Origin of the sequence: Sutcliffiella horikoshii (assembly GCF_020524325.1) — a bacterium.
Lineage (GTDB): Bacteria > Bacillota > Bacilli > Bacillales > Bacillaceae_I > Sutcliffiella_A > Sutcliffiella_A horikoshii_D.
Genome location: NZ_JAIVKY010000008.1, coordinates 267,549 through 292,755 on the forward strand (window position 1 = coordinate 267,549; position 25,207 = coordinate 292,755).

The 25,207-nt window shown below is 40.0% G+C and carries 21 protein-coding genes; 10 read left to right on the plus strand and 11 right to left on the minus strand.

The features are described from left to right. The first annotated feature begins 135 nt into the window (after positions 1–135). Complete coding sequence (locus tag LC091_RS13995; RefSeq protein ID WP_226682639.1) at positions 136–1,311, plus strand: DUF418 domain-containing protein; 1,176 nt, start codon at positions 136–138, stop codon at positions 1,309–1,311. 19 nt (positions 1,312–1,330) lie between these two features. On the opposite strand, the gene LC091_RS14000 is transcribed toward LC091_RS13995, so the two are convergent. Beyond that, the gene (locus tag LC091_RS14000; RefSeq protein WP_226682640.1) at positions 1,331–1,510 is read right to left on the minus strand and encodes an aspartyl-phosphate phosphatase Spo0E family protein; all 180 of its coding nucleotides are present in this window, start codon (positions 1,508–1,510) and stop codon (positions 1,331–1,333) included. A gap of 173 nt (positions 1,511–1,683) precedes the next feature. Here LC091_RS14000 and LC091_RS14005 point away from each other — a divergent pair, with 173 nt between their 5' ends. Then, positions 1,684–2,574, plus strand: coding sequence for a fumarylacetoacetate hydrolase family protein (locus tag LC091_RS14005; RefSeq protein ID WP_226682641.1), 891 nt, complete (start codon positions 1,684–1,686; stop codon positions 2,572–2,574). Positions 2,575–2,641: 67 nt separating this feature from the next. On the opposite strand, the gene LC091_RS14010 is transcribed toward LC091_RS14005, so the two are convergent. Further along, positions 2,642–3,835: an ornithine--oxo-acid transaminase gene (locus LC091_RS14010; RefSeq protein WP_226682642.1), complete on the minus strand. Its 1,194-nt coding sequence runs from the start codon at positions 3,833–3,835 to the stop codon at positions 2,642–2,644. 156 nt (positions 3,836–3,991) lie between these two features. On the opposite strand from LC091_RS14010, the gene LC091_RS14015 reads away from it, so the two are divergent. Beyond that, on the plus strand, positions 3,992–4,336 hold the full coding sequence (locus LC091_RS14015; protein WP_226682643.1) for a DUF1516 family protein: 345 nt from the start codon (positions 3,992–3,994) through the stop codon (positions 4,334–4,336). A 184-nt stretch (positions 4,337–4,520) separates the two neighbouring features. Next, a complete protein-coding gene (locus tag LC091_RS14020) occupies positions 4,521–6,278 on the plus strand; it encodes a sensor domain-containing protein (protein WP_226682644.1) in 1,758 nt (585 codons plus the stop codon). 821 nt (positions 6,279–7,099) lie between these two features. On the opposite strand, the gene LC091_RS14025 is transcribed toward LC091_RS14020, so the two are convergent. Next, positions 7,100–7,678 carry a DUF2777 family protein gene (locus LC091_RS14025; protein WP_226682645.1) on the minus strand — a complete coding sequence of 193 codons (579 nt, stop codon included), beginning with the start codon at positions 7,676–7,678 and terminating at the stop codon, positions 7,100–7,102. A 247-nt stretch (positions 7,679–7,925) separates the two neighbouring features. Here LC091_RS14025 and asnB point away from each other — a divergent pair, with 247 nt between their 5' ends. The 4 genes from asnB to LC091_RS14045 all read left to right on the plus strand — a co-directional run bounded on the left by asnB (position 7,926) and on the right by LC091_RS14045 (position 13,888). Then, entirely contained in the window at positions 7,926–9,776 is a 1,851-nt protein-coding gene (gene asnB, locus LC091_RS14030) for an asparagine synthase (glutamine-hydrolyzing) (RefSeq protein WP_226682756.1), read from the plus strand. Between the two features lie 287 nt (positions 9,777–10,063). Continuing rightward, positions 10,064–11,590: a phytoene desaturase family protein gene (locus tag LC091_RS14035; RefSeq protein ID WP_226682646.1), complete on the plus strand. Its 1,527-nt coding sequence runs from the start codon at positions 10,064–10,066 to the stop codon at positions 11,588–11,590. Continuing rightward, the gene (locus LC091_RS14040) at positions 11,587–13,089 is read left to right on the plus strand and encodes a phytoene desaturase family protein (RefSeq protein ID WP_226682647.1); all 1,503 of its coding nucleotides are present in this window, start codon (positions 11,587–11,589) and stop codon (positions 13,087–13,089) included. Before LC091_RS14035 ends, LC091_RS14040 begins: the two co-directional genes overlap by 4 nt. Beyond that, entirely contained in the window at positions 13,055–13,888 is an 834-nt protein-coding gene (locus LC091_RS14045) for a phytoene/squalene synthase family protein (RefSeq protein WP_226682648.1), read from the plus strand. Before LC091_RS14040 ends, LC091_RS14045 begins: the two co-directional genes overlap by 35 nt. Positions 13,889–14,178: 290 nt before the next feature. Here LC091_RS14045 and LC091_RS14050 read toward each other — a convergent pair whose 3' ends face one another. The 6 genes from LC091_RS14050 to LC091_RS14075 all read right to left on the minus strand — a co-directional run bounded on the left by LC091_RS14050 (position 14,179) and on the right by LC091_RS14075 (position 20,114). Further along, entirely contained in the window at positions 14,179–15,669 is a 1,491-nt protein-coding gene (locus tag LC091_RS14050; protein WP_226682649.1) for a phytoene desaturase family protein, read from the minus strand. Continuing rightward, entirely contained in the window at positions 15,666–16,775 is a 1,110-nt protein-coding gene (locus LC091_RS14055) for a glycosyltransferase (protein ID WP_226682650.1), read from the minus strand. Before LC091_RS14055 ends, LC091_RS14050 begins: the two co-directional genes overlap by 4 nt. Positions 16,776–16,802: 27 nt before the next feature. Next, positions 16,803–17,468 (minus strand): lysophospholipid acyltransferase family protein, encoded by a 666-nt coding sequence (locus tag LC091_RS14060; protein WP_226682651.1) that lies wholly within the window; start codon positions 17,466–17,468, stop codon positions 16,803–16,805. Beyond that, a complete protein-coding gene (locus LC091_RS14065) occupies positions 17,437–18,228 on the minus strand; it encodes a carotenoid biosynthesis protein (RefSeq protein WP_226682652.1) in 792 nt (263 codons plus the stop codon). Before LC091_RS14065 ends, LC091_RS14060 begins: the two co-directional genes overlap by 32 nt. A gap of 140 nt (positions 18,229–18,368) precedes the next feature. Next, the gene (locus LC091_RS14070) at positions 18,369–19,748 is read right to left on the minus strand and encodes an ammonium transporter (protein ID WP_226682653.1); all 1,380 of its coding nucleotides are present in this window, start codon (positions 19,746–19,748) and stop codon (positions 18,369–18,371) included. 24 nt (positions 19,749–19,772) lie between these two features. Further along, positions 19,773–20,114 (minus strand): P-II family nitrogen regulator, encoded by a 342-nt coding sequence (locus LC091_RS14075; protein ID WP_010192088.1) that lies wholly within the window; start codon positions 20,112–20,114, stop codon positions 19,773–19,775. Between the two features lie 160 nt (positions 20,115–20,274). Here LC091_RS14075 and LC091_RS14080 point away from each other — a divergent pair, with 160 nt between their 5' ends. Further along, a complete protein-coding gene (locus LC091_RS14080; RefSeq protein ID WP_226682654.1) occupies positions 20,275–20,505 on the plus strand; it encodes a hypothetical protein in 231 nt (76 codons plus the stop codon). Positions 20,506–20,699: 194 nt separating this feature from the next. Here LC091_RS14080 and LC091_RS14085 read toward each other — a convergent pair whose 3' ends face one another. After that, complete coding sequence (locus LC091_RS14085) at positions 20,700–22,052, minus strand: MATE family efflux transporter (RefSeq protein ID WP_226682655.1); 1,353 nt, start codon at positions 22,050–22,052, stop codon at positions 20,700–20,702. A gap of 118 nt (positions 22,053–22,170) precedes the next feature. Here LC091_RS14085 and LC091_RS14090 point away from each other — a divergent pair, with 118 nt between their 5' ends. Further along, positions 22,171–23,043, plus strand: coding sequence for a helix-turn-helix transcriptional regulator (locus tag LC091_RS14090; protein ID WP_226682656.1), 873 nt, complete (start codon positions 22,171–22,173; stop codon positions 23,041–23,043). Between the two features lie 64 nt (positions 23,044–23,107). On the opposite strand, the gene LC091_RS14095 is transcribed toward LC091_RS14090, so the two are convergent. After that, positions 23,108–24,877 (minus strand): alpha-glycosidase, encoded by a 1,770-nt coding sequence (locus LC091_RS14095; RefSeq protein WP_226682657.1) that lies wholly within the window; start codon positions 24,875–24,877, stop codon positions 23,108–23,110. Positions 24,878–25,207 lie beyond the last annotated feature (330 nt).

The following is a 25,207-nucleotide window of genomic DNA, read 5'->3' on the forward strand; positions in this document are numbered from 1 at the left end:
CGCTTATGATATATCTTATGACATTAGCCCGGTATGGTGAGTGTAAACTAAAAGCGAAAGAGGATTTGACGATAGGAATATAAAGGAAAAAGAGCTATAATATTCACTAGGAAAGTACGAAAGGGAGGAATCTGGATGCAAGCAGCACCCATACAAGAAAAAGAGAGAATTGTAGCTTTAGATATAATAAGAGGCATTGCCATATTAGGCATTTTTCTAGTGAACATGCCATCATTTTTTTCTCCAATGCTTTATGTGAACATAAAAACCTATTGGACGGAAACACGGGATATTTTAGTGATGAATGGGGTGGATATCATTGCCCAAGCAAGCTTTTATACCCTTTTCTCGTTTTTATTCGGGTATGGCTTTATTATTTTCACAACTAGAGTTGCAGAGAAGAATCTCTCTGTACCAAAATACTTTTCTAGAAGATTGGTTGTATTATTGGTAATAGGCTTCATACATGCATTTTTGATCTGGCATGGCGACATACTCATTACATATGCTTTATGTGGGTTTCTATTATTATTTATGAGGAAAATGTCCTCGAAAGCGATGGTGTGGACGGGGCTTCTTCTTATTGTCATTCCGACAGCCCTAATGTCATTGTTAATGCTTGTCGTGACGTTAACGATGGGGGATACAGATCTCTACTCCACATTTGAGGCAAATGCTGCACAATCATTACAGGTATATGCCAATGGAACATTTATGGAGATAACAAAACAGAGGATTGCCGACTGGTCATTTGTAAATATCGCGAACTTCTTTTTTATTGTTTTGTCGGTTTTGCCTATGTTCCTGTTTGGGGCGGCAGCAGCAAAATCCAAGTGGTTGGAAAATGTGGAGGAAAACCTCGCATGGATGAAAAAGCTTTGGATAGCAACATTTGTGATGGCATTGATATTTAAGTTGCTTCCATATTACACGGCACAGAATTACACGACAGAATACCTGCAGGACAGTTTAGGCGGCCCTGCAAGTGCAGTGGTTTACTTCTTATCTATTGTGTTAGCTAGCAGAACAGGGGTTGGTTTAAAATTATTGTCCCCATTTCAGTACGTTGGAAAAATGAGTTTATCCAATTACTTGTTTCAATCCGTTGTTTGTTCTTTCATCTTCTACAGCTACGGACTAGGGTTATATGGGTCATTCACTCCATTTTATGGTCTATGGCTCGTTTTTGGTATTTATATTTTCCAAATCATTATTAGCAGAGTCTGGGTGGCTAATTTCTATTATGGACCGTTGGAGTGGTTATGGAGAGCGGGTACTTACGGTAATAAGCCTAAATTTAAAAAGATGTGAGCAAATGCTCACATCTTTGTCATTGTGCAAAGGAATATTTATTTTGGCTATTCGATAAGCTAATTTGTTGTTGCGCCTGCTTGTTTAACAGAATATCAAGTTCTTGGCTGCATTTCACAGTTTGAGATGCAGTAAATCCGTATTCTTTTGCGCAATGAATCATTTGCTGACGTTTTAATTCAATTTTTAAGGCTAACATTTGCTTCTACTCCATTATAATAAGATTAAGTAACGCAAGCGGTTGTCCTTATTATGGCACGGCTTTTACAAGAAAAAAAGCACTTCGATAAAACAAGTCATAATATAACAAATTACTACATAATCAACATACTTATTGAGGGAAGGATGAATGAGCCAGTGCATTTATTATCTATGGAATTCAATGGGGAAGTTAGAATTGGACTAACAGACGAAGCACAACTATATGTCATCGATCTTCTAAAAGCACATGAAGTTAAAGGAGAGATAGATATTTGGCCCTCTACTCTTTTGGAAGGGATAGAAAAGGGTGAGGATTTTGTCCGTACTGTTGCTCGCCTCCGAGACTGGGTATTCACACAACGAAATTCCAAGGATTATTTTATCCCTATGAAAGAAGTCAAGCTTCTTGCGCCAGTTCAAAGGCCTCGAAAGAACATTTTTTGTGTCGGTAAAAACTATCGGGAACATGTACTTGAGATGGGCAGTGCAGAAGATATCCCGGAGCATATAATGATATTTACAAAAGCTCCCACTACTGTAATTGGCCACGAAGAAATCATTCCTATACACGAAGGTGTAACAAATCAATTGGACTATGAAGGAGAATTAGCAATTGTAATAGGTAAAGTCGGAAAGTGTATAGCTTTAGATGATGCAATGGATTATATCTTTGGCTACACAATTGTAAATGATGTAACGGCTAGAGATTTGCAAAAGCGTCATAAACAATTCTTTCTTGGTAAAAGTCTGGATGGAACGTGTCCAATGGGACCAGTAATTGTACATAAATCAGCGATAGATGATCCACAAAACTTAAAGGTTAAAACATTGGTGAACGGGGAAGTCCGTCAATTTGCTACGACAGAACTAATGATTTTTTCTATTCCGGAAATAATATCAACTATTTCTAAGGGGATGACTTTAGAGCCGGGAGATATTATTGCGACCGGAACTCCCGCTGGTGTAGGGAAAGGATTTGATCCACCGCGTTTTTTAACGGAGGGAGACGTAGTAGAAGTGTCCATAGAGAAAATCGGTACGCTGAGAAATACAATCAATTAGAATACTGTTAGTCAAGCAAAAAAAGCCTCCTGCTAGATTTAGTGCATTCTAGCAGGAAGCTTTTTGTTTATGATAGTACTTGTTTCACTTTTTCAATCGCCCAATCTAAATCTTCTTTGGAGATTACGAGTGGCGGTGCAAAACGGATGACCGTTTCATGTGTTTCTTTACATAACAAGCCTTCTTCTTTTAGCTTTTCACAATAAGGGCGGGCAGCTTCCGTCAACTCTACTCCGATAAAGAGTCCACGGCCGCGAACTTCTTTGATGATAGGGTTTTTGATGGTGCGTAATTCTTCCATCATATAGTTCCCTAAGTCATAAGAACGCTCTACTAATTTTTCTTCTTCCAATACTTCCAATGATGCCATGGAAACCGCACATGCTAGCGGATTTCCTCCAAACGTGGAGCCGTGGGATCCTGGGTTGAATACACCTAGGATATCCTTGTTTGCTGCCACGCAGGAAATAGGGAATACTCCTCCTCCAAGTGCTTTACCTAATATGTACATGTCAGGCTCAACATTTTCCCAATCACAAGCAAATAGTTTTCCAGAGCGTCCTAAGCCAGCTTGGATTTCATCTGCCACATAAAGTACGTTGTTTGCTTTACAAATTTCATAAGCTTCTGAGAGGAACCCTTCAGCTGGTATATTGATGCCTGCTTCCCCTTGAATAGGTTCAAAGATGAATGCCGCAGTGTTTGGTGTGATGGCACCCTTAAGTGCTTCGATGCTGCCATAAGGAATCACCTTGATACCAGGGAGCATCGGACCGAAACCTTGTTGATACTCTTCACTGGAGGACATGGATACAGCCGTCATAGTACGTCCGTGAAAATTATCTTCACATACAATGATTTCTGCCTGGTTAACTGGAACACCTTTTACATCATAAGCCCAGCGACGAACAGCTTTAACGGCAGTTTCTACCGCTTCTGCTCCTGTATTCATCGGTAACACCATATTTTTCTTCGTTAATCTAGCCATTTTTTCATACCAAGCACCGAGTTGGTCATTGTGGAAAGCGCGGGACGTCAAGGTGATTTTATCTGCTTGATCTTTTAACGCCTGGATGATTTTGGGGTGACGGTGCCCTTGGTTGACTGCGGAATAGGCACTTAACATATCCATGTATTTATTGCCTTCCGGATCTTCTACCCATACTCCTTGTGCTTTGGAAATCACAATTGGAAGCGGGTGATAGTTATTGGCGCCAAATTTTTCTGTCATACTGATGATATCGTGTGTTTTAGTAGTCATAAATGAAGTACCTCCATTATTGAATGTAATGGTTTACAAAGGTATTATATCATTGTTAATATTCAAAATCTTATATAAAGGTAATTTACTTAGTTTTTTTCTGACTCTATGGTATGATACTAGTAGTTTTGAGTGAATTGAAGGAGGTTAGTAGAGATGACACACGCGCATATTTCAACATGGGCAATTGCACTTATTCTGTTTGTCGTAGTACTCTTTTTAACAAAAGCAGGAAAAGAAAAAGGTGCTAAAATAACAGCAATGGTTCTTAGAGTGTTCTACATCTTGATTGTTGTCACAGGCTTGCAGCTCGGATGGGCATGGATCACCAACGGACAATATGTATTGAAAATGGTACTTGGCATTGTCGTAATCGGTTTAATGGAAATGATTGCAGTCCGCACAAGAAAAGGAAAGTCCACCGTTGTGGTTTGGGTTCTTTTCGTTGTGGTATTGGCTTACATTCTCCACTTAGGTTTCAGTCTACCAATGGGGATGTAATCTATAAATTAAAAAGCTTGAATCTCTATCTAACAAGGGATTCAAGCTTTTTTATGTTTTTGTAAATGTTTTTGTGATAGTCATGTATTCTCTGGTTTTCTATGATAAAGTAAAATAAGTGAATAAATTGTAAAAAATACACTTGTTTTGTAAAAAGATGAAGAATATATAGGAGTATATACTTATGAAAACAGAAGGAAACATACCATATAACCCCGAAAAAACAAGTGCTAGAGATATAGTTAAACTAAACCGGATCATGAAAAGTTCTTACCAACAATATCAATCACTCTTTGAACACAATAGTGACATTGTTTTTTCTGTAGATTTATTCGGTAGAATTATAAGTGTGAACCCAAGATTTAAAGAGGCATTTGGATTTACAGAAAGTCAGATTATCCGAAAAAGTGCCCTGAACTTCTTAAAAGCAAAAGACATTGAAAGAGTGGCCAATCATTTTTTCCAAGCGTTAAATGGTGTCGAACAGAACTATGAAATCGAATTGGTTGAGAGGGATGGAGAAGAAAAAACCTATCTCATTAAACATATTCCCATCGTCATAGATGGAGTTCGAACAGGAGTTTTCGGAATAGGGAGAGATATCACGGCGCAAAAAAAAGCGGAAGAAAAAGTGGCTTATCTGGCTTACTATGATCCTGCCACAGCTTTGCCTAATAGACAGAATTTCCATGAAAGTTTAAAAGTAAAGTTGGAAGAGTCGAAGAAAAGTAAAGAAAAATTAGCAGTACTATTTATTGATTTTGACCGTTTTAAATTGATTAATGACAGCCTGGGTCATCGTGTGGGAGATGAATTGCTAAAGTGGGAAATTGAAAGGATTTCTGCCTTGTTACCTGCGAATTGTTACTTTGCCCGATTTGGCGGAGATAAGTTTTCATTGTCCTATACGGGTTTTGAGAGTATAGACGAGGTGATTAGTATGGCAAAGTCCATTTTGATCACCATTAAACAACCTATTAAATATCTAGAAAAAGAATTTTATGTGACAGCAAGTATTGGAGTTAGTTTGTACCCGAATGACGGGATTGCTGCAGAGAGTTTATTAAAAAATGCAGATGCAGCAATGAATCAAGCGAAAAAGCTTGGCGGAAATAAAATAAAGTTTTATTCCGATGAAATGAATAGTCAGGCATTATACCGAATTGAATTGGAAAGCTATCTCCGTAAAGCGCTTGAGAAAAATGAATTCTTCCTATGTTATCAACCGTTTATTGATATAGATTCAAAAGCCGTTATTGGAGCGGAAGCCCTAATACGATGGAATCATCCGAAGCTTGGACTTGTACCACCTGCTGATTTCATACCACTTGCTGAAGAAACAGGGTTAATTACAGAGATTGGGGGCTGGGTGCTAGAAACTGCTTGTGTACATACAAAAAACTGGCAACAGGTTAAGGGTTATCAAGAGCTGAATATTTCTGTAAACGTTGCTGCACAACAGTTTCAGCAACCAAGCTTTGTATCAGAGGTGAAACATGCGCTAACAACTTCTGGACTTTCTGCACGTCACCTGCATTTGGAATTGACGGAAAGTGCCATGCTAAAGAATGCCTGCTATAGTATAGAGGTGATGAAAGAGTTGCAGGGCTTGGGGGTGAAAATCTCCGTGGACGATTTTGGAACAGGTTATTCTTCTTTAAGTTATTTGCGAGATCTTCCTATTAATAATTTGAAAATTGATCGATCGTTTATCAAAAATTTGCGTGCTGAGTCAAAAGACCTTGCCATTGTTCATGCCATCATCACTATGGGCAAAGGACTTAACTTGAATGTTATTGCAGAGGGGATTGAGACCGAGGAGCAACTAAGTATCCTTAGGCAGTTAACGTGTGATGTTGCACAAGGGTATTATCTTTCTAAACCCAAGGAACAGAGAGAATTTGAGAAGTATATGAGTGATAGTCAACCTAGTTTGGTATGACACATGAAAAAATGCGATTTTAATATGAATCGCGTTTTTTTCTTATATACCCGTTGATTTCCGTTCCAGGCGCTTCGCTTGCCTGCGGGCGGTCCGTGCGCCTCACTAGGTGTAGGCCACTGAAGAAGTATGTAATTTTCCATATTATTTAACACCGCTGTGTATTTCCGCAAATGGCTTCGCTTTCCTAGGGGCGCTGCTGGAGCCTCCTCGGCAAGCCTGCGGGGTCCCCACCTAGCGCTATCTCCCTCAGGAGTCTTCGCCTTTTGCTTCCATACACAGCTATAAAACTTTACTAGCATAAAAAATTATTTTTCTCAGTGGCCTACTTCATTAGTCTCCACTGTCCCTTCCTCTCTTGGGCTTCTGCGCGGCTTCCACTACAATCAACTAAGGTACTTTCAAATATCAAAGATGGGGTTAATGAAGACAATTTGGCAATCTAATTTTCGTTAAGATTGTCTTCATAGATGTGATGAAGACAATCTTATAGGGGATTTTGTGTTGAGATTGCTATCATATGTAGGATGAAGACAATCTGATGTAAAATTTTCTTTTGACTTTGTCTTCATTGCAGGAAAATGATACACAAAGTTATATGAAAGGCATCTAACCAATTTAACAGAATAAGCATTATCGTATCGTTTACTTGATTTCCAGCTGTGGATTGGAGCAAATGGCGGAGACTCCAGCTGTGGAGTAACGGTAGCTTGAGACCCCTGAAGCGTTGCGAGGAGGCTCACACACCGTCCCGCGGAAAGCGAAGCCATTTGCGGAAAGGAACAGCGGCGGCTAACTCATCAAATATAGTTATTATTCGTTCATTCTGCTTTTCTGCGTTCCATATTTGTAAACATGTATCTTTTTCCGGTTTGTAGAGTGTATTCGAAACGGTCGGTAACTGATTTTCCTCTCGAAAAGTGGTGCTGAACGGAACAGATAAAGGTTTCATTATCATAAACGAGGAAATTTACCCCGGACGGCTCTTTAATATGATCCATGAACTGCATCGTGTTATAGCAATAGATACAATCATAGATAGAAATATTTGAGTTGTTCAACAGAGTGGTGAACTTGGTGAACGCTTCCTCCGACAATTCTTCAAGCCACTCCATATAAGGTTGTGGAAGCCTTTTCCGGACTCGCACGGCATCTCCATTGTTTAATTCATATAAATGCTTGGTATGTAACACAACCTGACCTGTTTCTAATAACACTCCAGGTACCCATTCGTTTGAAAAGAGAATTTCAATACCTTCTTCCGAAATCTCCTCCAAAAGAAATGCTTCATCGTCCTCCGCTTCAAAGAAAATCCATTGTTCGTTTATATTTTCAATTGTTCCGCATGTATAGGAGCGTTTCTGTTCGTAAATAATGTTTTTCCTTTTTTGAAGATTCACAGTCGTTTCCTCCAGTAGTCAACAAGTTTTGTAGGGGTAAACCTTTGTGTCTGCCATTCTTCCCTAGTTGGGTTGCCTTTAAACTAGATGCTTTTTTTATTACTTTACCCACTTTTCAAAGGATTATTGGGAGGAGGACGAACAAGGAAAAAAAGTGAAAGTGTTTCTTGAATTCATGGTATAAGCACTCCCGGCATAGTATAGAACACCCGTAGTTTGCTTGAAGCAAAAGGAGTGGATGGACAATATGTGCGGTATTGCTGGATGGATAGATTGGAAGAAAGATATCAAAGATCAGAAAGATACAGTAAAAAAAATGGCGGAAACTTTATCGTTGCGTGGACCGGATGACACAAATATTTGGATGGACCGTCATGTGGGATTTGGCCATAAACGTCTGGCTGTGGTTGACCTTGAAGGCGGGAAGCAGCCAATGACAAGGAATAAAGCAGAGAATACTTATACGATCTGCTATAATGGTGAGCTTTATAATACAGAAGATATTCGAAAAGAATTGATAAAGAGAGGCTATAGCTTTAGAGGGCATTCTGACACAGAAGTTTTGCTGACAGCCTATATGGAATGGAAAGAAGAGTGTGTACATCATTTAAATGGCATTTTTGCTTTTGCTATTTGGGATGAAGAGGAAGAAAAAGTATTCATTGCAAGGGACAGACTTGGTGTTAAACCATTATTTTACCATCAAGGCAAAGGGACGTTGCTCTTTGGATCCGAACTAAAGGCACTGCTGGCCCATCCGGAAGTCTCGAGTGCAGTCGGGTATGATGGATTGGCAGAAATTTTTGGACTTGGACCTTCTCGTTCACCCGGTCATGGACTTTTCCATGATATCAAGGAGCTCCGGCCAGCCCATTTAATGATAGTTAGTAAAAGGGAAGGGCTGAAAATCAAGCGATACTGGAATGTGGAGAGCAGGCCGCATACCGATAGTTTCGAGGAAACGGTGGAGAAAGTGCGCTATTTGTTCACGGATGCTGTGACAAGACAACTAGTATCAGATGTGCCGGTATGCACATTCCTTTCCGGAGGTTTGGATTCTAGTGCGATTACGGCAATTGCTGCAAATGCTTTTAAAAGTGAAGGAAAGCCGCCACTAAATACGTATTCGATTGATTATGAAGAAAATGATAAGTATTTTAAAGCAAATGAATTCCAACCGAACTCCGATGAAAAGTGGATAAGAAAAATGACGGAAACCTTTGGTACCGTTCATCATCGATCCATTATTTCACAAACTAATCTTGCAGCCTACCTAAAAGAAGCGGTGCTAGTAAGGGACCAACCAGGTATGGCGGATATAGACTCCTCTTTATTATGGTTTTGCAGAGAAATCAAACAGAATTATGTAGTTAGTCTCTCTGGGGAATGTGCAGATGAAATTTTTGGGGGATACCCGTGGTTCCACCGACCAGAAGACCTTGCATCAAGTAATTTTCCTTGGATGCGGTCCACACAAGCCAGAATGGAACTGCTTCGACCTGAATGGAGAAGAAAACTGAAACTAGATGAATATATCACTTCCAAGTTTGAAGAAACTGTAGCGGAAACACCTAGATTAGAAGGGGAAAGTTTAATTGAAGCCAGAAGACGAGAATTGTTCTATTTAAATATGATTTGGTTTATGACAACATTATTAGATCGCAAGGACAGGATGAGTATGGGGGCAAGCTTGGAGGTCCGTGTTCCCTTTGCTGATCACCGTCTGGTGGAGTATGTCTGGAATATCCCTTGGGAAATGAAAATGCACGGCAACAGGGAAAAGGGAATCTTGAGAAAAGCTTTAGAAGGAATACTTCCAGATGAAGTGCTTTACAGGAAAAAGAGTCCTTATCCAAAGACCCATCATCCAGTTTATACGAAATTGGTAAGAAACTGGCTGGAAGAAATTCTGGAAGATTCACATAGTCCGATACTTGAATTTATGGATAAGAAGAAGCTGCAAGACATCGTTTCTTCAGAAGGTAAAGCCTTTCAAGTACCTTGGTTCGGTCAGTTGATGACAGGACCCCAATTGTTAGCCCACCTCGCACAAATTCATGTATGGTTTACTCATTATGGTGTAACAATAAAGGAATAAATTGCTAAGTATGATCAAATGTGTTTTGATTAAAGTGTAGAAGTTCTTTAATGAATTAAAGAGATAAAAGCTCCTGAATAGGAGTTTTTATTTCCATGTTAGTGTGTACAAGCCTCATATTTCTGTTACAGTTTACGAAAAAAATCTTCATCCAAATGCCGGTTCAGCCCGTTTTTACATAGAGAGAGTATTATTTATTGTAAGAGTAATTGCGATTATGTATAATGTTTGTATAATATTTGTTTAATTAATGAGCGGTTTGTTTGGATGGAGGAGGCGTACTAAAAATGAGTAAAAAAGTAATAGTGGTTGGTGCAGGACCAGGTGGCTTAGCGGCTGCCATGATGCTCTCGGCAAATGGCTATGAAGTGAACGTAATGGAAAAACAACCTTATGTTGGAGGGAGAAACTCTGCCATCAAATTAGGGGATTTCACCTTCGATATGGGGCCAACCTTTTTAAGTATGCCTCAGATTGCAGAGGAGATTTTTGAGGAATCTGGACGAAATATGCATGACTATATGGATATGAAAGAATTAAAAGACATGTATGAACTGGTATTCCCTGATAAATCTTTTATGGTAACTCGTAATAAGGAAAAAATGAAAGAAACTATTGAACGGTATTTTCCTGGGGATGGAGAAGGGTACGAACGATTTATGTTCGAGACGGAGAAACGCATGGACGCCCTTACTCCCATTCTTCAGGGGAAAATGGATCGGTTCTATCATTATTTTCAGTGGAAAGTAATTAAGGCATTGCCGCAGCTCAGCCTTGGCAGCAGTTTGTATGATCAATTGAGTAAATATTTTCGAGAAGAACAACTTAAGCTTGCCTTTACTTTTCAATCCAAATATTTAGGAATGTCCCCGTGGGAATGTCCTGGTGCTTTTTCTATCCTGTCCTGGATGGAGCATGCATATGGAATCTATCATCCTATTGGAGGGGTCAACCAGCTTTCCGAAAGCATGGCAAAAGTGGTCAAGGAATATGGTGGGACCATTAACCTTGGTACGGGTGTTAAAAAACTTTGGCTAGAAGGCCGCAAAGTGAAAGGTGTCATTCTAGAAAATGGGTCAAAAGTGGAAGCAGATGAAGTGGTCGTTAACGGCGATTTTGCCCATGTGATGACCAATTTAGTGGATGACAATGTATTACAAAAATACAGCAAAAGAAAGCTTGAAAAGAAAAAGTACTCTTGCTCCACTTTCATGATCTACCTTGGACTGGACACAAAGTATGATCTTCCACACCATAGCATTGTTTTTGCAGAAGACTACAAAAAGAATGTAGAAGAAATCACCAAAACAAAAAAACTATCAAGTGACCCATCTATCTATGTACAAAATGCTTCCGTAACAGACCCTACATTGGCTCCAAAGGGAAAATCAGCTCTTTATATTCTTGCCCCTGTTCCTAACAACTTTAGTGAGATAGATTGGCAGGAGAATAAAGATAAGTTCAGAGAATTAGTCTTTGAGACACTTGAGAAGAAGAGTGGATTTAAAGGGTTGAAGAATCACATAGAAGTGGAAAAAATCATTACTCCCTCTGATTGGGAAAAAGAAGTACTTGTTTATAAAGGTGCCACATTCAACCTTGGTCACCAACTGACACAAATGATGGTCTTGCGCCCACATAATAAATTTGAAGAACTTGAAAACTGTTGGCTTGTCGGCGGGGGGACACATCCAGGCAGCGGATTACCGACCATCCTCGAATCAGCGAGAATTACGACCAGACTATTGCGTGAAAAGCGTGAAACACATGCTCAAAAAAGCTTTCAAGCGCAAAGATTGGAGAAGGCTCAATGAATAAACATATTGCGATAGCAGGCGCAGGTATTGGTGGAATGATTACAGCCCTTCTACTAAAGAAACAAGGATTTCAAGTTAGTTTATATGAGAAAGAAAAACAAGCAGGAGGTAGGCTTGCTTTTGTCGAAAGGGAAGGGTACCGGATCGATCAAGGTCCAACTATCGTTCTGCTGCCCGATATGCTCAAAGAAATTTTAGCAGAAGCAGGGGTGTCTGAGGATGCTTGGGATCTACTTGGCCTTGACACGCTTTATAGCATTCATTTCAAAGATGGAAAGAAATACACAAAGTATAAAGATGAAAATACACAACTGCTGGAGCTATCAAAGCAATTTCCCGGAGAAGAAGAAGGCTTCAAGCGATATATGACAGATATGAAGAAGAGCTTTGAAGTCGGGAAGGCTTCCTTTCTAGAGAAATCGTTCACGCGAAAACGAGATTTCTGGACGGGGAAAAATCTTAAAACATTGCTGAGATTAAAAGCTTATCATTCAACCAAAAAATTCGCAGGATCCTATTTCAACGACGAACGTCTCCGGGAAGCGTATTCCCTCCAAACATTATATATTGGTGGAAATCCTCAAACGGCACCTGCGATGTATAGTTTAATTCCTTACAGTGAGCATGAACATGGCATCCATTATGTAAAGGGAGGCTATGCTTCTCTTGTTGATGTGCTAGTGGAAACGTTGAAAGCCAACGAAATTCCGTTGCATTTATCCAATAAGGTAGAAAAGATTCAAAAGAAAAATGGCCGCGTTACATCCATTAGTGTTAATGGTGAGACAATCAAAGTGGATGGACTTGTTTGGAATGGTGATTTTCCTGCCTCGGCTGAACACTTCGACGTTCAGAAAAACTATGAACCTTCCTCAGGTTGTGTATTACTATATTTCGGATTGGACGGAAAGTTTCAGGATTCGGATGTTCACCAATTTTTCATGGGTGGAAACTTCGAGCAGCATATGAAAGAAGTGTTTCAACACAAAAAAGTCCCAACAGATCCTTCATTTTACACCTTTAATCCAAGCGTAATCGATTCCACGTTGGCACCAGATGGAAAAAGTGTTCTTTATGTCCTAATACCAGTTCCATCGGGCAGTCACATTGATTGGAGTAAGGAACAGTCATTTGTTAATAGAATGATCAAAAGTATTGAACATAGAGCTTTTCCCGAATTGACAAAAAGAATGGAATGGATGGAAGTAAGAACACCTAATGATGCCGAGCGCGAAGGACTGTTTCAAGGTGGCAGCTTTGGTATTGCCCCGAATCTTTTTCAGTCTGGTGTATTCCGCCCTCAGGCTAAACCGTCTTCTACTCTCGACAATGTTTATGCAACGGGTGCATCTATACACCCAGGCGGTGGCATTCCAATTGTTATGCAAAGCGCTAAGCTTGCAGCAAATCAGATTATTCATGATTTTGCCCATCATTCATCTGCAAAGGATGTGAATCTCAATGAACGACTTAATGAAAGCATATCATCATTGTGAATCCATAATTAAAGAACATTCCAAAACATTCTATAAAGCATTTATGCTCCTGCCGAAAGAGAAGAAGCAGGCAGTCTGGGCTGTTTATGCGTTTTGCCGACAAGTGGACGATATAGTGGATGAAGGAGTGAATCCAAAAGAAGAGCTGTTTGCATTCAAAGGGATGTTTGCTGATTTTCTAGAGGGCGAATTGCCGTCCCAAGATCCAATGTGGTTAGCTCTTCAGGATGTGTTCAATAGATACGAAATGGATGTCCAATCCTTTCATGACATGATCGTTGGCCAAGAAATGGACTTATACAAGAAGTTATACTTTACTGAAGAAGAAGTTTTACACTATTCCTATCATGTAGCAAGTACTGTTGGATTGATGCTCCTTCCGATTCTTGCTCCAAAGAAAAAAGATGCATTGCGTGAAGATGCTATTGCGCTTGGGCAGGCGATGCAGATAACTAATATTCTTCGGGATATTGGAGAAGACCTTGAACGTGATAGAATCTACATTCCTATTGAAAAGTTGGAAAAGGTCGGCTACTCATTGGATGATTTGCATCAGAATATCGTGAATAACAAGTTCATATCGGTGTGGGAAGAGATGGCGAACAAAGCAGAAAGTCTTTATGAACAGGCATTAAGTACGATTCATCTGTATCCGATGCATTCGAGAACTCCTGTAAAGGGAGCGGCGTACTTGTATCGTGCGATATTAGGATCAATCCGTAAAAAGGGCTATTCAGTATTCAAGACGAAGCACTATGTTACAAGTGAAGAAAAGCAGCAAATCATATCGCAAATTTAAAAACCACAGTCCAATGGGCTGTGGTTTTATTTAATGGATTAAAAAATATATAGTTCGGTTGATTTCATTCAACTCAAGGGCAAAAAAAGAAACCGAATGAGTTACTGATAAACCAATAACAATACTTTTACAAAATCTCTAGCTGTGGATTGGAGCAAATGGCGGAGTCTCCAGTGGGGGAGTAACGGTAGCTTGAGACCCCACAGCGCAGAAAGGAGGCTCAAGCACCGTCTCGAGGAAAGCGAAGCCATTTGCGGAAAGTAACAGCGGCGGTTAAACATATACTAATGTTATACACTAAACAAATTACTGTTTTTCTTATTCGCCTTACTTATTGCATTTGCGACATTAAGGCCTGATAAGGTTACCATCGGCGAACCTCCACCCGGGTGGGTGGAGCCGCCGACAAAGTAAAGATTGGCAATATCTGCGGATTTGTTTCTTGGGCGGAAGAACGCATCTGTTTTTCGGTTAGAGGCCATCCCGTATAAAGCACCTTTATGAGCGCCAAAGGTCATTTGTATATCTTTTGGCGTAATCACCTTTTCAGATAGCATATTCTCCTTCAGCGATAACCCTCTTTTTGCTAATGTTTCATAAATAACTTCCTTATAGTCCTTAGCATTCTCATTATGAGGAGATATCGCCGGTGCATTCACCAATAGGAACAGGTTGTCTCCATTTGGACTTTTCTCCTTTTCTGTAAAAGAAGAATTACTCAAATAGATGGTAGGGTCACTTGCATACGCCTTGTCCTGAAATAGACTCGTGAACTCTTGTTCGTAATTACTCGAAAAATAGACAGTATGATGTAAAAGTTGTGAATGCCTCTTCTTCATTTCTGCAAGGACCACATAGGCAGAGATGGAAGGCTCGAATGTTGCCGCCTTTTTATCTGAAAAATGCGGCCTGTCTACTTCCCGGACAAGTTCAGGATAAGCCACAAGTAAATCTGCATTCATCACAATCGTATCGGCAGGGAACTGTTCTCCAGTTTCTGTTGACACGGAAACAGCTTGTTTGTTTGTTACTTCAATACTGGTAACCTTGCAATTAGTATGGATTAACACTCCAAGCTTTTTTGCAAGTTTCTCGAATCCTTCAGCAATTTTTGTGTTACCGCCTTTTGTATAGTAGACCCCTTCCACAAGCTCCAAATAAGCGATCAAGCCAAAAGTTGCAGGGGAGACAAAGGGAGAAGAGCCGATATAGGTGGCATAGCGGTCAAGGGCTTGGATAACAAAAGGGTTAGTAAAATACTTCCTGTGAAAACGATGCAAGGACTGTAATGGCCGCACCTTGCTGAAAGAAAAGCCTAAACTTGGAGAGAGATAATCTGTGGTTGAAGTAAAGGTCCTCCGGAAAAACTGACTTTCTCCCATCTGATACAAGCGTGTGACTTCCTCCAAATAGGAAGGGTAATTTTTAGCCCCAACCGGGTCAAGCTTTGCAAGCTGGTCTATCATTTTCTCTTGATCAGAACTGAAGTCAAATACAGTTCCATCTGATGAAAAATTACGAGTATGTGAGGAGAGTTTAATAAATTCAAAGTACGTATCAGGATTTTCCCCTGTTTGAGAGATAACTTCCCTGAATACATCTGGCATTGTAATCGTATTTGGTCCAAAATCAAAAGATGCCCCTCCTAATTGAACGGGCATCAGCTTTCCACCTAAGTGGTTGTTCTTTTCTAATAATGTAACTTTAAAACCCTTGTTCGCGAGGCTGATTGCAGCAGACAAACCACCAAGGCCTCCGCCTATGACAACGACATTTTTCATTTATAGGCACGACCCTTCCAAATATAATGTTGTTTTCTCCAAGATTTCCACATGGAAGCGTGCAGAATGACCAAGAACGCCAAAGCGCTTAATGGCATGAAAAGAAATAAATATGCAAGCTGTCCTGTGCGAAGATCTATATAAAGCTTTTGCATCCAGACTAATAGTAGAGGCACCAAAAACCAAACTCCATATAGAGGAGATAGAAGGGCCAAGAAAAGAGGAGCAATATAAAACAAGCTGTAAAACAAGGTTAACCCCATTGCTATTAGTGGAGACTTTCCAATGCCAATATAAATATTTTTCAAAAAGCCATTCCACACCTCTTGATTAGTTTCATACATATGACAGGTAACATAAGGAGTGGCGTTTATTAGTTTTACTTGAAATCCATGCTCTTTCATCACCCTTGCGAGATGAACATCTTCTACGATGCTAGATTTTACGGAAAAATGACCTTCTACAAAATCATAAGCGCTTCTTTCAAAAAACATGAACGCTCCGTGAGCGGCACTGGCTGGCTTGTAGGAGGTGTAATTAGCTAATCCAAGGGGAAGGTGAAGCCAGATCACAAAATGTTGCATAGGTACCACTAGCTTACTTAGCCAACTTGTAACCGGAAACCGTGGAAAACCAGTTACCAACCCGACTTTTTCATTCTGGAAAAAAGGAAGCATGCTTTCAATGGTATTCTTTTTTAGTCGTGCATCCGCATCTAAAAATAACAAATAATCTCCGTTCGCTGCATGGGAAAGTTGATAGCAGGCATGAACTTTTCCTGCCCAGCCCTTTTTTAAAGGAGCTCCTTGCATAATAGAGAACCGGCTATCCTTTTTAGTGGAATTTACTGCCAAAGAATAGGTGCAGTCAGAAGAATGATCATCCAATAAGATAAATTCTAAATTTGGGTATGTGAGTTTCTTGAAATTTTCAATTATCTGGAGGACGTTTCGTTCTTCATCGCGCATTGGTACCAGAATGGAAACAAGCGGTGGTGTGGTGGATTTCTTGGGTTTTGGATAGGCAGGGTAAAACAATCCATTGATAATAATCCAGAGGAAAGACAATAATAGCCCGCCAGAAAGCAAGATAGTAAATGATCCCATACTGTTTTCCTCCTTCGATTTCCACCATTATAGTATAGATTGATAATGGCTTGTTGTTTGTTGTATTACATCTTGCTTTACGCTATCTAAGAGTAGGGTATAGTGATCCTCTAAGGATTGATTTTTCGCTTTTGATGAATCCCCCTCCAGTTGAGAATAATAGATAGGTTCTTCTAGTTTGATATAAACTTCGGGCTTGCGTTCACCAGTGAAAGTATAGTATAGGCATACAGGAACTATTGGAATATCTGTGTTTTTAGTGATGTGGATGGCTCCTGGCAGGAAACCAAGAGGACGAATTTCAAGGTGTCGCTCGTCTCCTTGTGGAAAAAGCCACAGGGTTTTATCGTCTTTTAATCGGTCTTTTGCATAATTCATAGATCGGACAATGTCTTTGGGATTGTCTCTGTTCACCGAAAATGCACCAATTTTACGAAAGAATGGGAACTCGCGAATTCCTTTTTCGTGCATCATAACATAGCTCTCCTGTTTGGTGATAACCTGATTTAAATGAAAGACCACCAAAGCGTCCCACCATGTACTATGATTGACAATATACAAGGCAGGAGACGGGGGGAGGCTTGCACGCTCACCCATGGAATAATAGATACCTTTAAAATGAAATCGAAGAAAACGTTTATTAAACTGGTGAAAAAAATAATCAAACTGTTTGCTTTTTTTTGCTGGAATCATGTAGGAACTCCTTTGATTTCAGTGTAGCCAAGTATAATAAAAGGGTAGGAATAATGGTTACAGTCAACGCCAGGTAAAGTTCTGCTGTTAGTGCAATCATACAGAACATTCCAATCATTAATCCGTACAATACATACATATTCCTCTCCCAGTAGTGATTTTCCTTTGAAGAAATATTTTTCGAACAGAATAAAATGACAAGATGAAACAGTAAAGAAAGTCCAAACCAACTGTAAAAGTTAAACATGGGAATGTCGTAATAAAAGCTTGTACCTTCCCAAATCCAATACTCCTTTGCTATAAACGCAACAGGATCAATGATTAAATCCAATACCACAGTAGCAAAAGAAGCAAGAATGGCCTTTGTTAGAATAGATGCATGTGGAATAACTCTATTTGCCAGCACATGTGACGTGGAAATGACCAATACCCATGCAAAACCAATTGTAATCGGCACATCAAATAACTTCGGCCCAAAATAGGAATTATAATAATAGTCTCCAAAAAGGAATCCATATTTCACTCCAAAGTGTTCCGCAGCCATTGCGACAAAAAAGACGAGAATGGTAAAGAAAATCCCGATAACACGGTAATTTTTAATGAGATATATCGCTCCCAGGGTTCCGGCGGTGACAAGAAAAACGACATTTGCCCATTCCAGCCAAGGAGGCAAAAGATCAAACGTCAATAACACGACCCCGCATATGTACCAAACGATAAAAAAACGGACAATCAATTTTTCCCACATGTTAATCTTCAACAATATCACCTCTAGGAGGAATTATAGCATTATAGTTTAATGATTGTATAGGTTTTGTATACATGAAAAAGCGATTCAGTGGGCTTAGCCATGAATCGCTTTTTCTAGCTATTAATCATGATAGGCGAAGAGGGAGAAGTTTAAACTTCCTTCGCTTTACGTTTTTGTGTAGTTCCGCCTAAATTGTTCAGACGATGAACTAAACCAGTTCCGAATTCTGGTGCTGAACTATTATCGGAGAAGACCGACTCTCTAAGCTCATAAGCAGAAGAACCGTGTTCTGCAAAATCAAGCCCTGAAATCTCTTCTTCCTTCGTAACACGAATGCTAGTAAAGCGGGTAACAATGAATAAGAATAAGCCAACAGAACCGATTGTCCATGCCGTAACTGCCAGGATACCTACTGCTTGAATGCCTAACTGGGATACTCCGCCTCCGTAAAATAATCCCGTTGAAGTGGAGAATAAACCTACAGCAAGTGTTCCCCAAATACCGCATACGCCATGAACCGCAATGGCACCAACCGGGTCGTCGATTTTTGCTTTACGATCGATGAATGTAACTGCCTCTACTAGAAGAACCCCTGAAACCAAACCAATAATGATGGCTCCAATTGGAGATACATCCCCTGTTCCTGCTGTGATACCAACTAACCCAGCTAATGCACCGTTCAAGGTTAAGGAAGCATCAATGCGCTGATAACGGAATTGCGTATAGAATGCAGAGGCCAGCACACCAGCAGATGCAGATAATAAAGTGGTTGTTATGACATGTGGAATAAGGGCTGGATCTGCAGCTAACGTGCTACCGCCATTAAATCCAAACCAACCAAACCATAAGATGAATACACCAAGTGCCCCAAGTGGGATATTGTGTCCGGAGATAACATTAACTTTGCCGTTTGAGTATTTTCCAAGACGTGCTCCTAAAAACTTAACCGCAACAATTGCACCAAGTGCACCGGTAAGATGAACGACTGTAGAGCCTGCGAAATCAGTAAATCCTAGCTCTGATAACCATCCGCCACCCCAAACCCAGTGACCAACAATCGGATAGATAAGTGCTGTCATGGCAACGGTTAAAAGAATATAACTAGATAGCTTCATGCGTTCTGCGACAGCCCCGGAGATGATAGTGGCGCAAGTTGCCGCGAACATTGCTTGGAAAACGAAGAAACCGATTTGATCTTCGTGTCCTGTAAGAAAAAAGCCGTCAAGTCCGGTGAATCCTCCGATTGAACTGCCGAACATTAGAGCATAACCTATTGCTAAATATAGAATGGAGGCGATGGATATGGTGAGGAAGTTCTTCATTAGGATATTCAGTGCATTTTTAGAACGGGTAAATCCTGATTCGACCATTGCGAATCCTGCGTGCATAAAAAATACTAATAGTGCTGCTACCATAATCCAAACCATATCAAGAGAGACGCTTAAACCTTCAACCGTAGGTGCTTGTGCATGTGCTGTAGAACTGATCAATAATCCGCCTGTAACCAGTGATCCTATTTTCTTTTTCATAATTATCATCCTTTCTTATTGAAATTAAATGATGGCAAGCTTTCCGTTTTCTCCTGTGCGGATCCGGATGGCATCTTCCACAGGATAAATAAAAATCTTTCCGTCGCCTACTGTGTTGGTCGAGCATACTTCTTGAATGATTTGGACAATTTCATCTACGTATTCAGATTCGACAACCATTTCCACCTTGACCTTAGGCAAAAGCTTAATTTCAAAAGTGTTTCCTCTAAAAAGACCCTGTTGACCTTTTTGCTGTCCGCAACCTGCTACTTCTGAGACGGTTAAACCGTTGATTCCGACTTCTTCTAGCTTTTCGCGAAGAGCACGGAAGGTTTCGGGTCTAACAATAGCTTCCACTTTTTTCATTGGTATCTCTCCTTTAAGTTAATGTTATGTTTCCTAACATCTTTAGTTATGTTTTATATCATATTCTATATTTATGCGCTGCGCAATAGGAATTATCAAAAAATTCAGTCGAAAGCGCTTACTAGTTTGTAAGGAAATCTAACATAAGGAAAAAAGGGGGTTGCTTAAACGAAAAAAAGCCCTCAAATTGGAGGACTTCAAAGAAGATAAGATTGTATTTAACTTTGTTGATTTCCGTTCCAGGCGCTTCGCTTGCCTGCGGGCGGTCCGTGAGCCTCCTCAGGCTTCGCCTTCCGGGGTCTCACCTGTCCCTTCCTCCCGCGGGCGTCTGCGCGCCTTCCACTTCAATCAACTAGGTGACTTCATTTACCTTAGTCAAAAAGCTATTTAACCGACGTTACTGAAGTACAAATAACCTTTCTTTAACGTAAATTCTAGCTGTGGATTGGAGCAAATGGCGGAGACTCCAGCGGGGGAGTAACGGTAGATTGAGACCCCTCAGGCGAAGCCGAGGAGGCTCAAACACCGTCCCGCGGAAAGCGAAGTCATTTGCGTAAAGGAGCAGCGGCGATACCCTATTACATTCTATGAAGCTTTTTCGTGGACGAAGGATTTGGTTACCCAAATGCGGGACTTCCAGCGATATAGCATGATGATGCCACGCAACCACTCATCTAAAATCATCGCAATCCACACACCGACTAAACCAAATCCAAAATGAATGCCAAGCACATACGAAACAGTAACACTAACCCCCCACATCGATAGAATTCCGATATAAACAGGAAATCTTACATCACCTGCTGCACGCAAAGCATTGATTACAACCAAGTTGAATGAACGCCCCGGTTCCAAAATCACGGTAAATAAAATCAGCGTACCTCCAAGTGCAATGATGTCTGGGTTATCTGTAAAGAATCCTAAAAGAGTATCAGAGAAAAATGCGATTGGTATAGCGGTCAAAATAGAGATTAAAATGGCGAGGCGTAAACTTTTAATGCAACGCTTGTATGCCTCTTCTATTTTTCCTGCCCCGATCTGATGACCAATCATTATTTGCGTACCCTGACTGATGGCTACACTAAATAAGAAAATAAACATCATTAAACTTTGTGCATACACCTTTGTAGTCAATGCCTCTGTACCGATCATGACGATGAAATAAGTAATCACAATTTGAGATGTATTGTAAGACAAATGCTCTCCAGCTGATGGAATGCCTATTTTTAATAAATTTTTCAGATGGCTTACAGGCAGGCGGAACATTTTCTTAAATGGCAAAGGTTCTTCAATTCTTTTGAAAAGAAGAAAAGTAATGACGATTAATCCTAATGCCCGGCTTGTTACGGTAGAAATAGCTACCCCTTCCACGCCTAGAACGGGGATGCCGAACGGACCAAATATAAATAAATAGTTACCGATAACATTAATGATATTCATTCCAATGGTTACATACATGGCATCCCTAGTGAAACCATAGCTTCTGATGGTAGCACCCATCGTGATGATGAGAGCCTGAACAAACGAGAAGATCCCGACCATTTTCAGATAAGAATCTGCCTCGGTTAAGAGTTCTGGAGGGAGATCCATCAATAATAAAAGCTTGGAACTGAAAAGGAATACCAAAATACTGATGGCTACACTGAAAATTAGATTTGCGCCGATAGAGACAACCGTAACTTCTGCAGCAATTTCTCTTTTTTTTGATCCAAGATACTGTGCAACCAGGATGGTGGTACCTGTTGCGATGAAACCAAACATAACAATCAACATAAACAAGATTTGATTAGCAACCCCAACGGCTGCAACGGAGTCATCTGAATACTGACTCAACATTAATATATCTGCATTTCCCATTAGCATGTGAAGTAGTACTTCAATAAAGATTGGCCATGTTAAGGCAAAGAGGGTGAGTTTCTTAGTGTTTGTTTCTTTCATTCATTTACTCCTTTTGATGAATCCGACATAAAACCATTCCTAGTTTAACCGCATTTTATTATAATAGAAAGAGATGATTTCGATACTTATTGGATTATTACGACTTGAGGTGTAAAGAATGTCAATGATAGCTATGTCCATCCCGCCATTTCCGACTTTTATAAGGGGTGGGGAATATACATTTAATAAAGGAGAACGGCACTTTTCCAGAGTGTTTACCGTTTTTGATCTTTTATATGTGAAAAAAGGTACCTTGTACATGCAAGAAGGGGAAGAACGTTTCGTTGTGAAAGAAGGACAATATGTCATATTGGTTCCAGGTGAAAGACACGAAGGATATGCAGATTGCACAGAACAAACCGATTATTTCTGGTTGCATTTTGTTATCCCTGGAAATGAGTATCAGATGGTGGAGGATAAGGAACTGGATTGGTCCTTTGTATATAAAAAAGAGCCAACCTTTACGGAAGTAGGTTACTATCATTTTCATATTCCGCAGTGGGGTGAAGTGAAAAGAAGGGAAATTGTCGAACAACAATTGGAAACGCTTCTTACTACGAGAGATGGGGATGCACATGTTCCGGATGATTACTTAAAGCAGCAAATTCAATTCTCTGAGTTCATCGTACAGTTGCAAAAAGAGGCATTCTCGATTCCGAGTGCGACCGAAAAGGTATGTGAGAGTGCAATGAAGTACATTCAAGAAAATTATAAAGAGCCTGTTAATATGAGTGTATTAAAAGAGGAATTGAATTTTCACCCTGATTATTTGACGCGTTGTATGCAAAAAACGATAGGAATTAGTCCGATGCAGTACTTAACCCATTACCGCTTGCATCATGCGAAAAAGCTTTTGGCGGAAACGGAGTATAAGGTATCAGCAATTTCACGAGAGGTCGGCATAGATGACGTTACGTATTTTTCTAAGTTGTTTAAGAAGGTTGAGGGCACAACACCGATGGAATACCGTAGATTGGTGCATAGGAAATGAGTTTATAGACAACGAAATGCCCGCTATTTTGCTTAGCGGGCATCTTCATTGTTACTCCGTAAATTTAATAAGCCAAAATCTGAAACCCGTATGCCGGAAGCTTCACTTGCAATGCGCTCGCGTCAGCAGCAAAGGCAAATTCTTCTTCGTTCCACAGATCACGTAAGACTTTGCCTTTTACATCATCTGGAAGGGTGACAATCAAGTCCTTATCGCTATTATTTACAACGAATAAGATTCTTTCTCCAGTGGAATCGGAAACTTTCTCATACATAACGTGATTGGTCTCATCGTTTGCTTCAATAAAGCGGATGTCTCCGTGGTTTCCGAAAACAGGAAGTTCTTTGCGGAGTGCAATCAACTTCTTAACAAATTCAAACATATCGCGGTCTTGTTTGTCTTCTTCCCATACCATGCACTTACGGCAACCAGGATCTTGGTCACCTGTCATGCTGAACTCATCACCATAATAGATGCATGGAGCTCCAATAAAGGATAATTGGAACAAGAATAACAACTTCAACTTGTTTTTGTCTTCTTCACAAATGGTCAAGATTCTAGGTGTGTCATGACTGCCCAATAAATTGAATGCAACTTCATTTACATTTATAGGGTAGGAGTGCATCACCTTAGATATGGAATTGGCAAACTCAGTTGCCTTCGTTTTGTTTTTTGCAAGGTAGTCAAGAGTAGCGGTAGTAAAAGGATAGTTCATTACTGCATCAAACTGATCACCTTGCAACCATGGCATAGAGTCATGCCATATTTCACCTAGAATGTAGACGTTCTCTTTTTCACCTTTTACAGCCTGACGGAAGTATCTCCAGAACTGATGGTCCACTTCGTTTGCAACGTCCAATCTCCATCCGTCAATGTCAAACTCCCTTACCCAATAGCGGCCCACTTCTAATAAATATTCCTTTACTTCTGGATGTTCCGTATTAAGCTTAGGCATGTCTGAAACAAAAGCAAATGCGTCATAATTTGGTTTAGGCTTTGTCACAACAGGGAAGTCCCAAATGTGGAACCAATCCTTATACTTTGACTTTTCTCCATTCTTCAAGACATCCTGGAACGGTTCCCAAAAGTAGCCACTATGGTTGAATACAGCATCAAGCATTATTTTAATTCCGTTCGCATGACAAACCTCCACAAGTTTCTTGAAGGTCTCTTTGGTGCCGAATTGTGGGTCGATTTCCATGTAGTCAATGGTGTCATATTTATGGTTGGATTTTGCTTTAAAAATTGGAGTGAAGTAAATGCCTGTGATGCCTAATTCCACTAGATGGTCGACATGTTCTATAACTCCCTCGAAATCCCCTCCGAAGAAATTGGTAGTAGAAGGATCTGTGCTTCCCCATGGAAGAGCACCTTTTGGATCGTTTTCTTTATTGCCGTTTCCAAAGCGTTCAGGGAATATTTGATACCAAACTGTATCTTTTACCCAATTTGGAGCTTGAAATACATCAATTTTATTAAGGAATGGAAAGCAGAAGTATAGTCCGCAGTCTTTCGGTTCTTCCTCATAAAAACCTTTTTCATTATAAACTAAGGTTTCTTCACCAGATTTCAGGGCAAAGCCGTATCGTAAACGTCTAAACTCTGGGGAAACTTCAGCAAGCCAATAATCATAAAGATCATCGGATCCTGTTTTCTTCATTGGCTTTTTAAGTGAAATCCATTCGCCGTCTTCCCATATATATGGGTCGCCATGAATTAATTCTACCGATTCCACATCCTCTTTCTTTGTTTGCAGACGGATGTGTAAAGTTGTTTCATTATAGGCGTATGCAAAATTGTTCTTTGGACGATGGAATATTGCTTCCTTAAGCATATAGCATTCAACCTCTCCTTAATGCAATCGCTTGCATTTATTGCGAAAAAAAATGGTTGAAATGGTTTCATTGCCATTTTATTCAACATAAGGGTATGTCAAAAAAGAAACAATGTCAATGAAAAGAGAAAGGGTCATGGTGAGAGGAAGGTATTGAAAAAAACTACGTGATGAAAAAGCCCTGACTCTGGATTGATTTTCTCATATATACCAAGGTTTTTAGAAGGTAGGTAATATCATGCAGACTATGAAACTATCAGGATATCAAAGTTTTTTTAAAAAACAGGTTGTCAATTGGGCGAATACATGTATAATAAAAAGTGAGAGTTG

Coding starts and splice junctions, on each gene's coding strand:
- LC091_RS13995 (WP_226682639.1), top strand. CDS start 136: ATGCAAGCAGCACCCATACAAGAAAAAGAGAGAATTGTAGCTTTAGAT.
- LC091_RS14000 (WP_226682640.1), bottom strand. CDS start 1,510: ATGTTAGCCTTAAAAATTGAATTAAAACGTCAGCAAATGATTCATTGC.
- LC091_RS14005 (WP_226682641.1), top strand. CDS start 1,684: ATGGAATTCAATGGGGAAGTTAGAATTGGACTAACAGACGAAGCACAA.
- LC091_RS14010 (WP_226682642.1), bottom strand. CDS start 3,835: ATGACTACTAAAACACACGATATCATCAGTATGACAGAAAAATTTGGC.
- LC091_RS14015 (WP_226682643.1), top strand. CDS start 3,992: ATGACACACGCGCATATTTCAACATGGGCAATTGCACTTATTCTGTTT.
- LC091_RS14020 (WP_226682644.1), top strand. CDS start 4,521: ATGAAAACAGAAGGAAACATACCATATAACCCCGAAAAAACAAGTGCT.
- asnB (WP_226682756.1), top strand. CDS start 7,926: ATGTGCGGTATTGCTGGATGGATAGATTGGAAGAAAGATATCAAAGAT.
- LC091_RS14035 (WP_226682646.1), top strand. CDS start 10,064: ATGAGTAAAAAAGTAATAGTGGTTGGTGCAGGACCAGGTGGCTTAGCG.
- LC091_RS14040 (WP_226682647.1), top strand. CDS start 11,587: ATGAATAAACATATTGCGATAGCAGGCGCAGGTATTGGTGGAATGATT.
- LC091_RS14045 (WP_226682648.1), top strand. CDS start 13,055: ATGAACGACTTAATGAAAGCATATCATCATTGTGAATCCATAATTAAA.
- LC091_RS14050 (WP_226682649.1), bottom strand. CDS start 15,669: ATGAAAAATGTCGTTGTCATAGGCGGAGGCCTTGGTGGTTTGTCTGCT.
- LC091_RS14055 (WP_226682650.1), bottom strand. CDS start 16,775: ATGGGATCATTTACTATCTTGCTTTCTGGCGGGCTATTATTGTCTTTC.
- LC091_RS14060 (WP_226682651.1), bottom strand. CDS start 17,468: ATGATTCCAGCAAAAAAAAGCAAACAGTTTGATTATTTTTTTCACCAG.
- LC091_RS14070 (WP_226682653.1), bottom strand. CDS start 19,748: ATGAAAAAGAAAATAGGATCACTGGTTACAGGCGGATTATTGATCAGT.
- LC091_RS14075 (WP_010192088.1), bottom strand. CDS start 20,114: ATGAAAAAAGTGGAAGCTATTGTTAGACCCGAAACCTTCCGTGCTCTT.
- LC091_RS14085 (WP_226682655.1), bottom strand. CDS start 22,052: ATGAAAGAAACAAACACTAAGAAACTCACCCTCTTTGCCTTAACATGG.
- LC091_RS14090 (WP_226682656.1), top strand. CDS start 22,171: ATGTCAATGATAGCTATGTCCATCCCGCCATTTCCGACTTTTATAAGG.
- LC091_RS14095 (WP_226682657.1), bottom strand. CDS start 24,877: ATGCTTAAGGAAGCAATATTCCATCGTCCAAAGAACAATTTTGCATAC.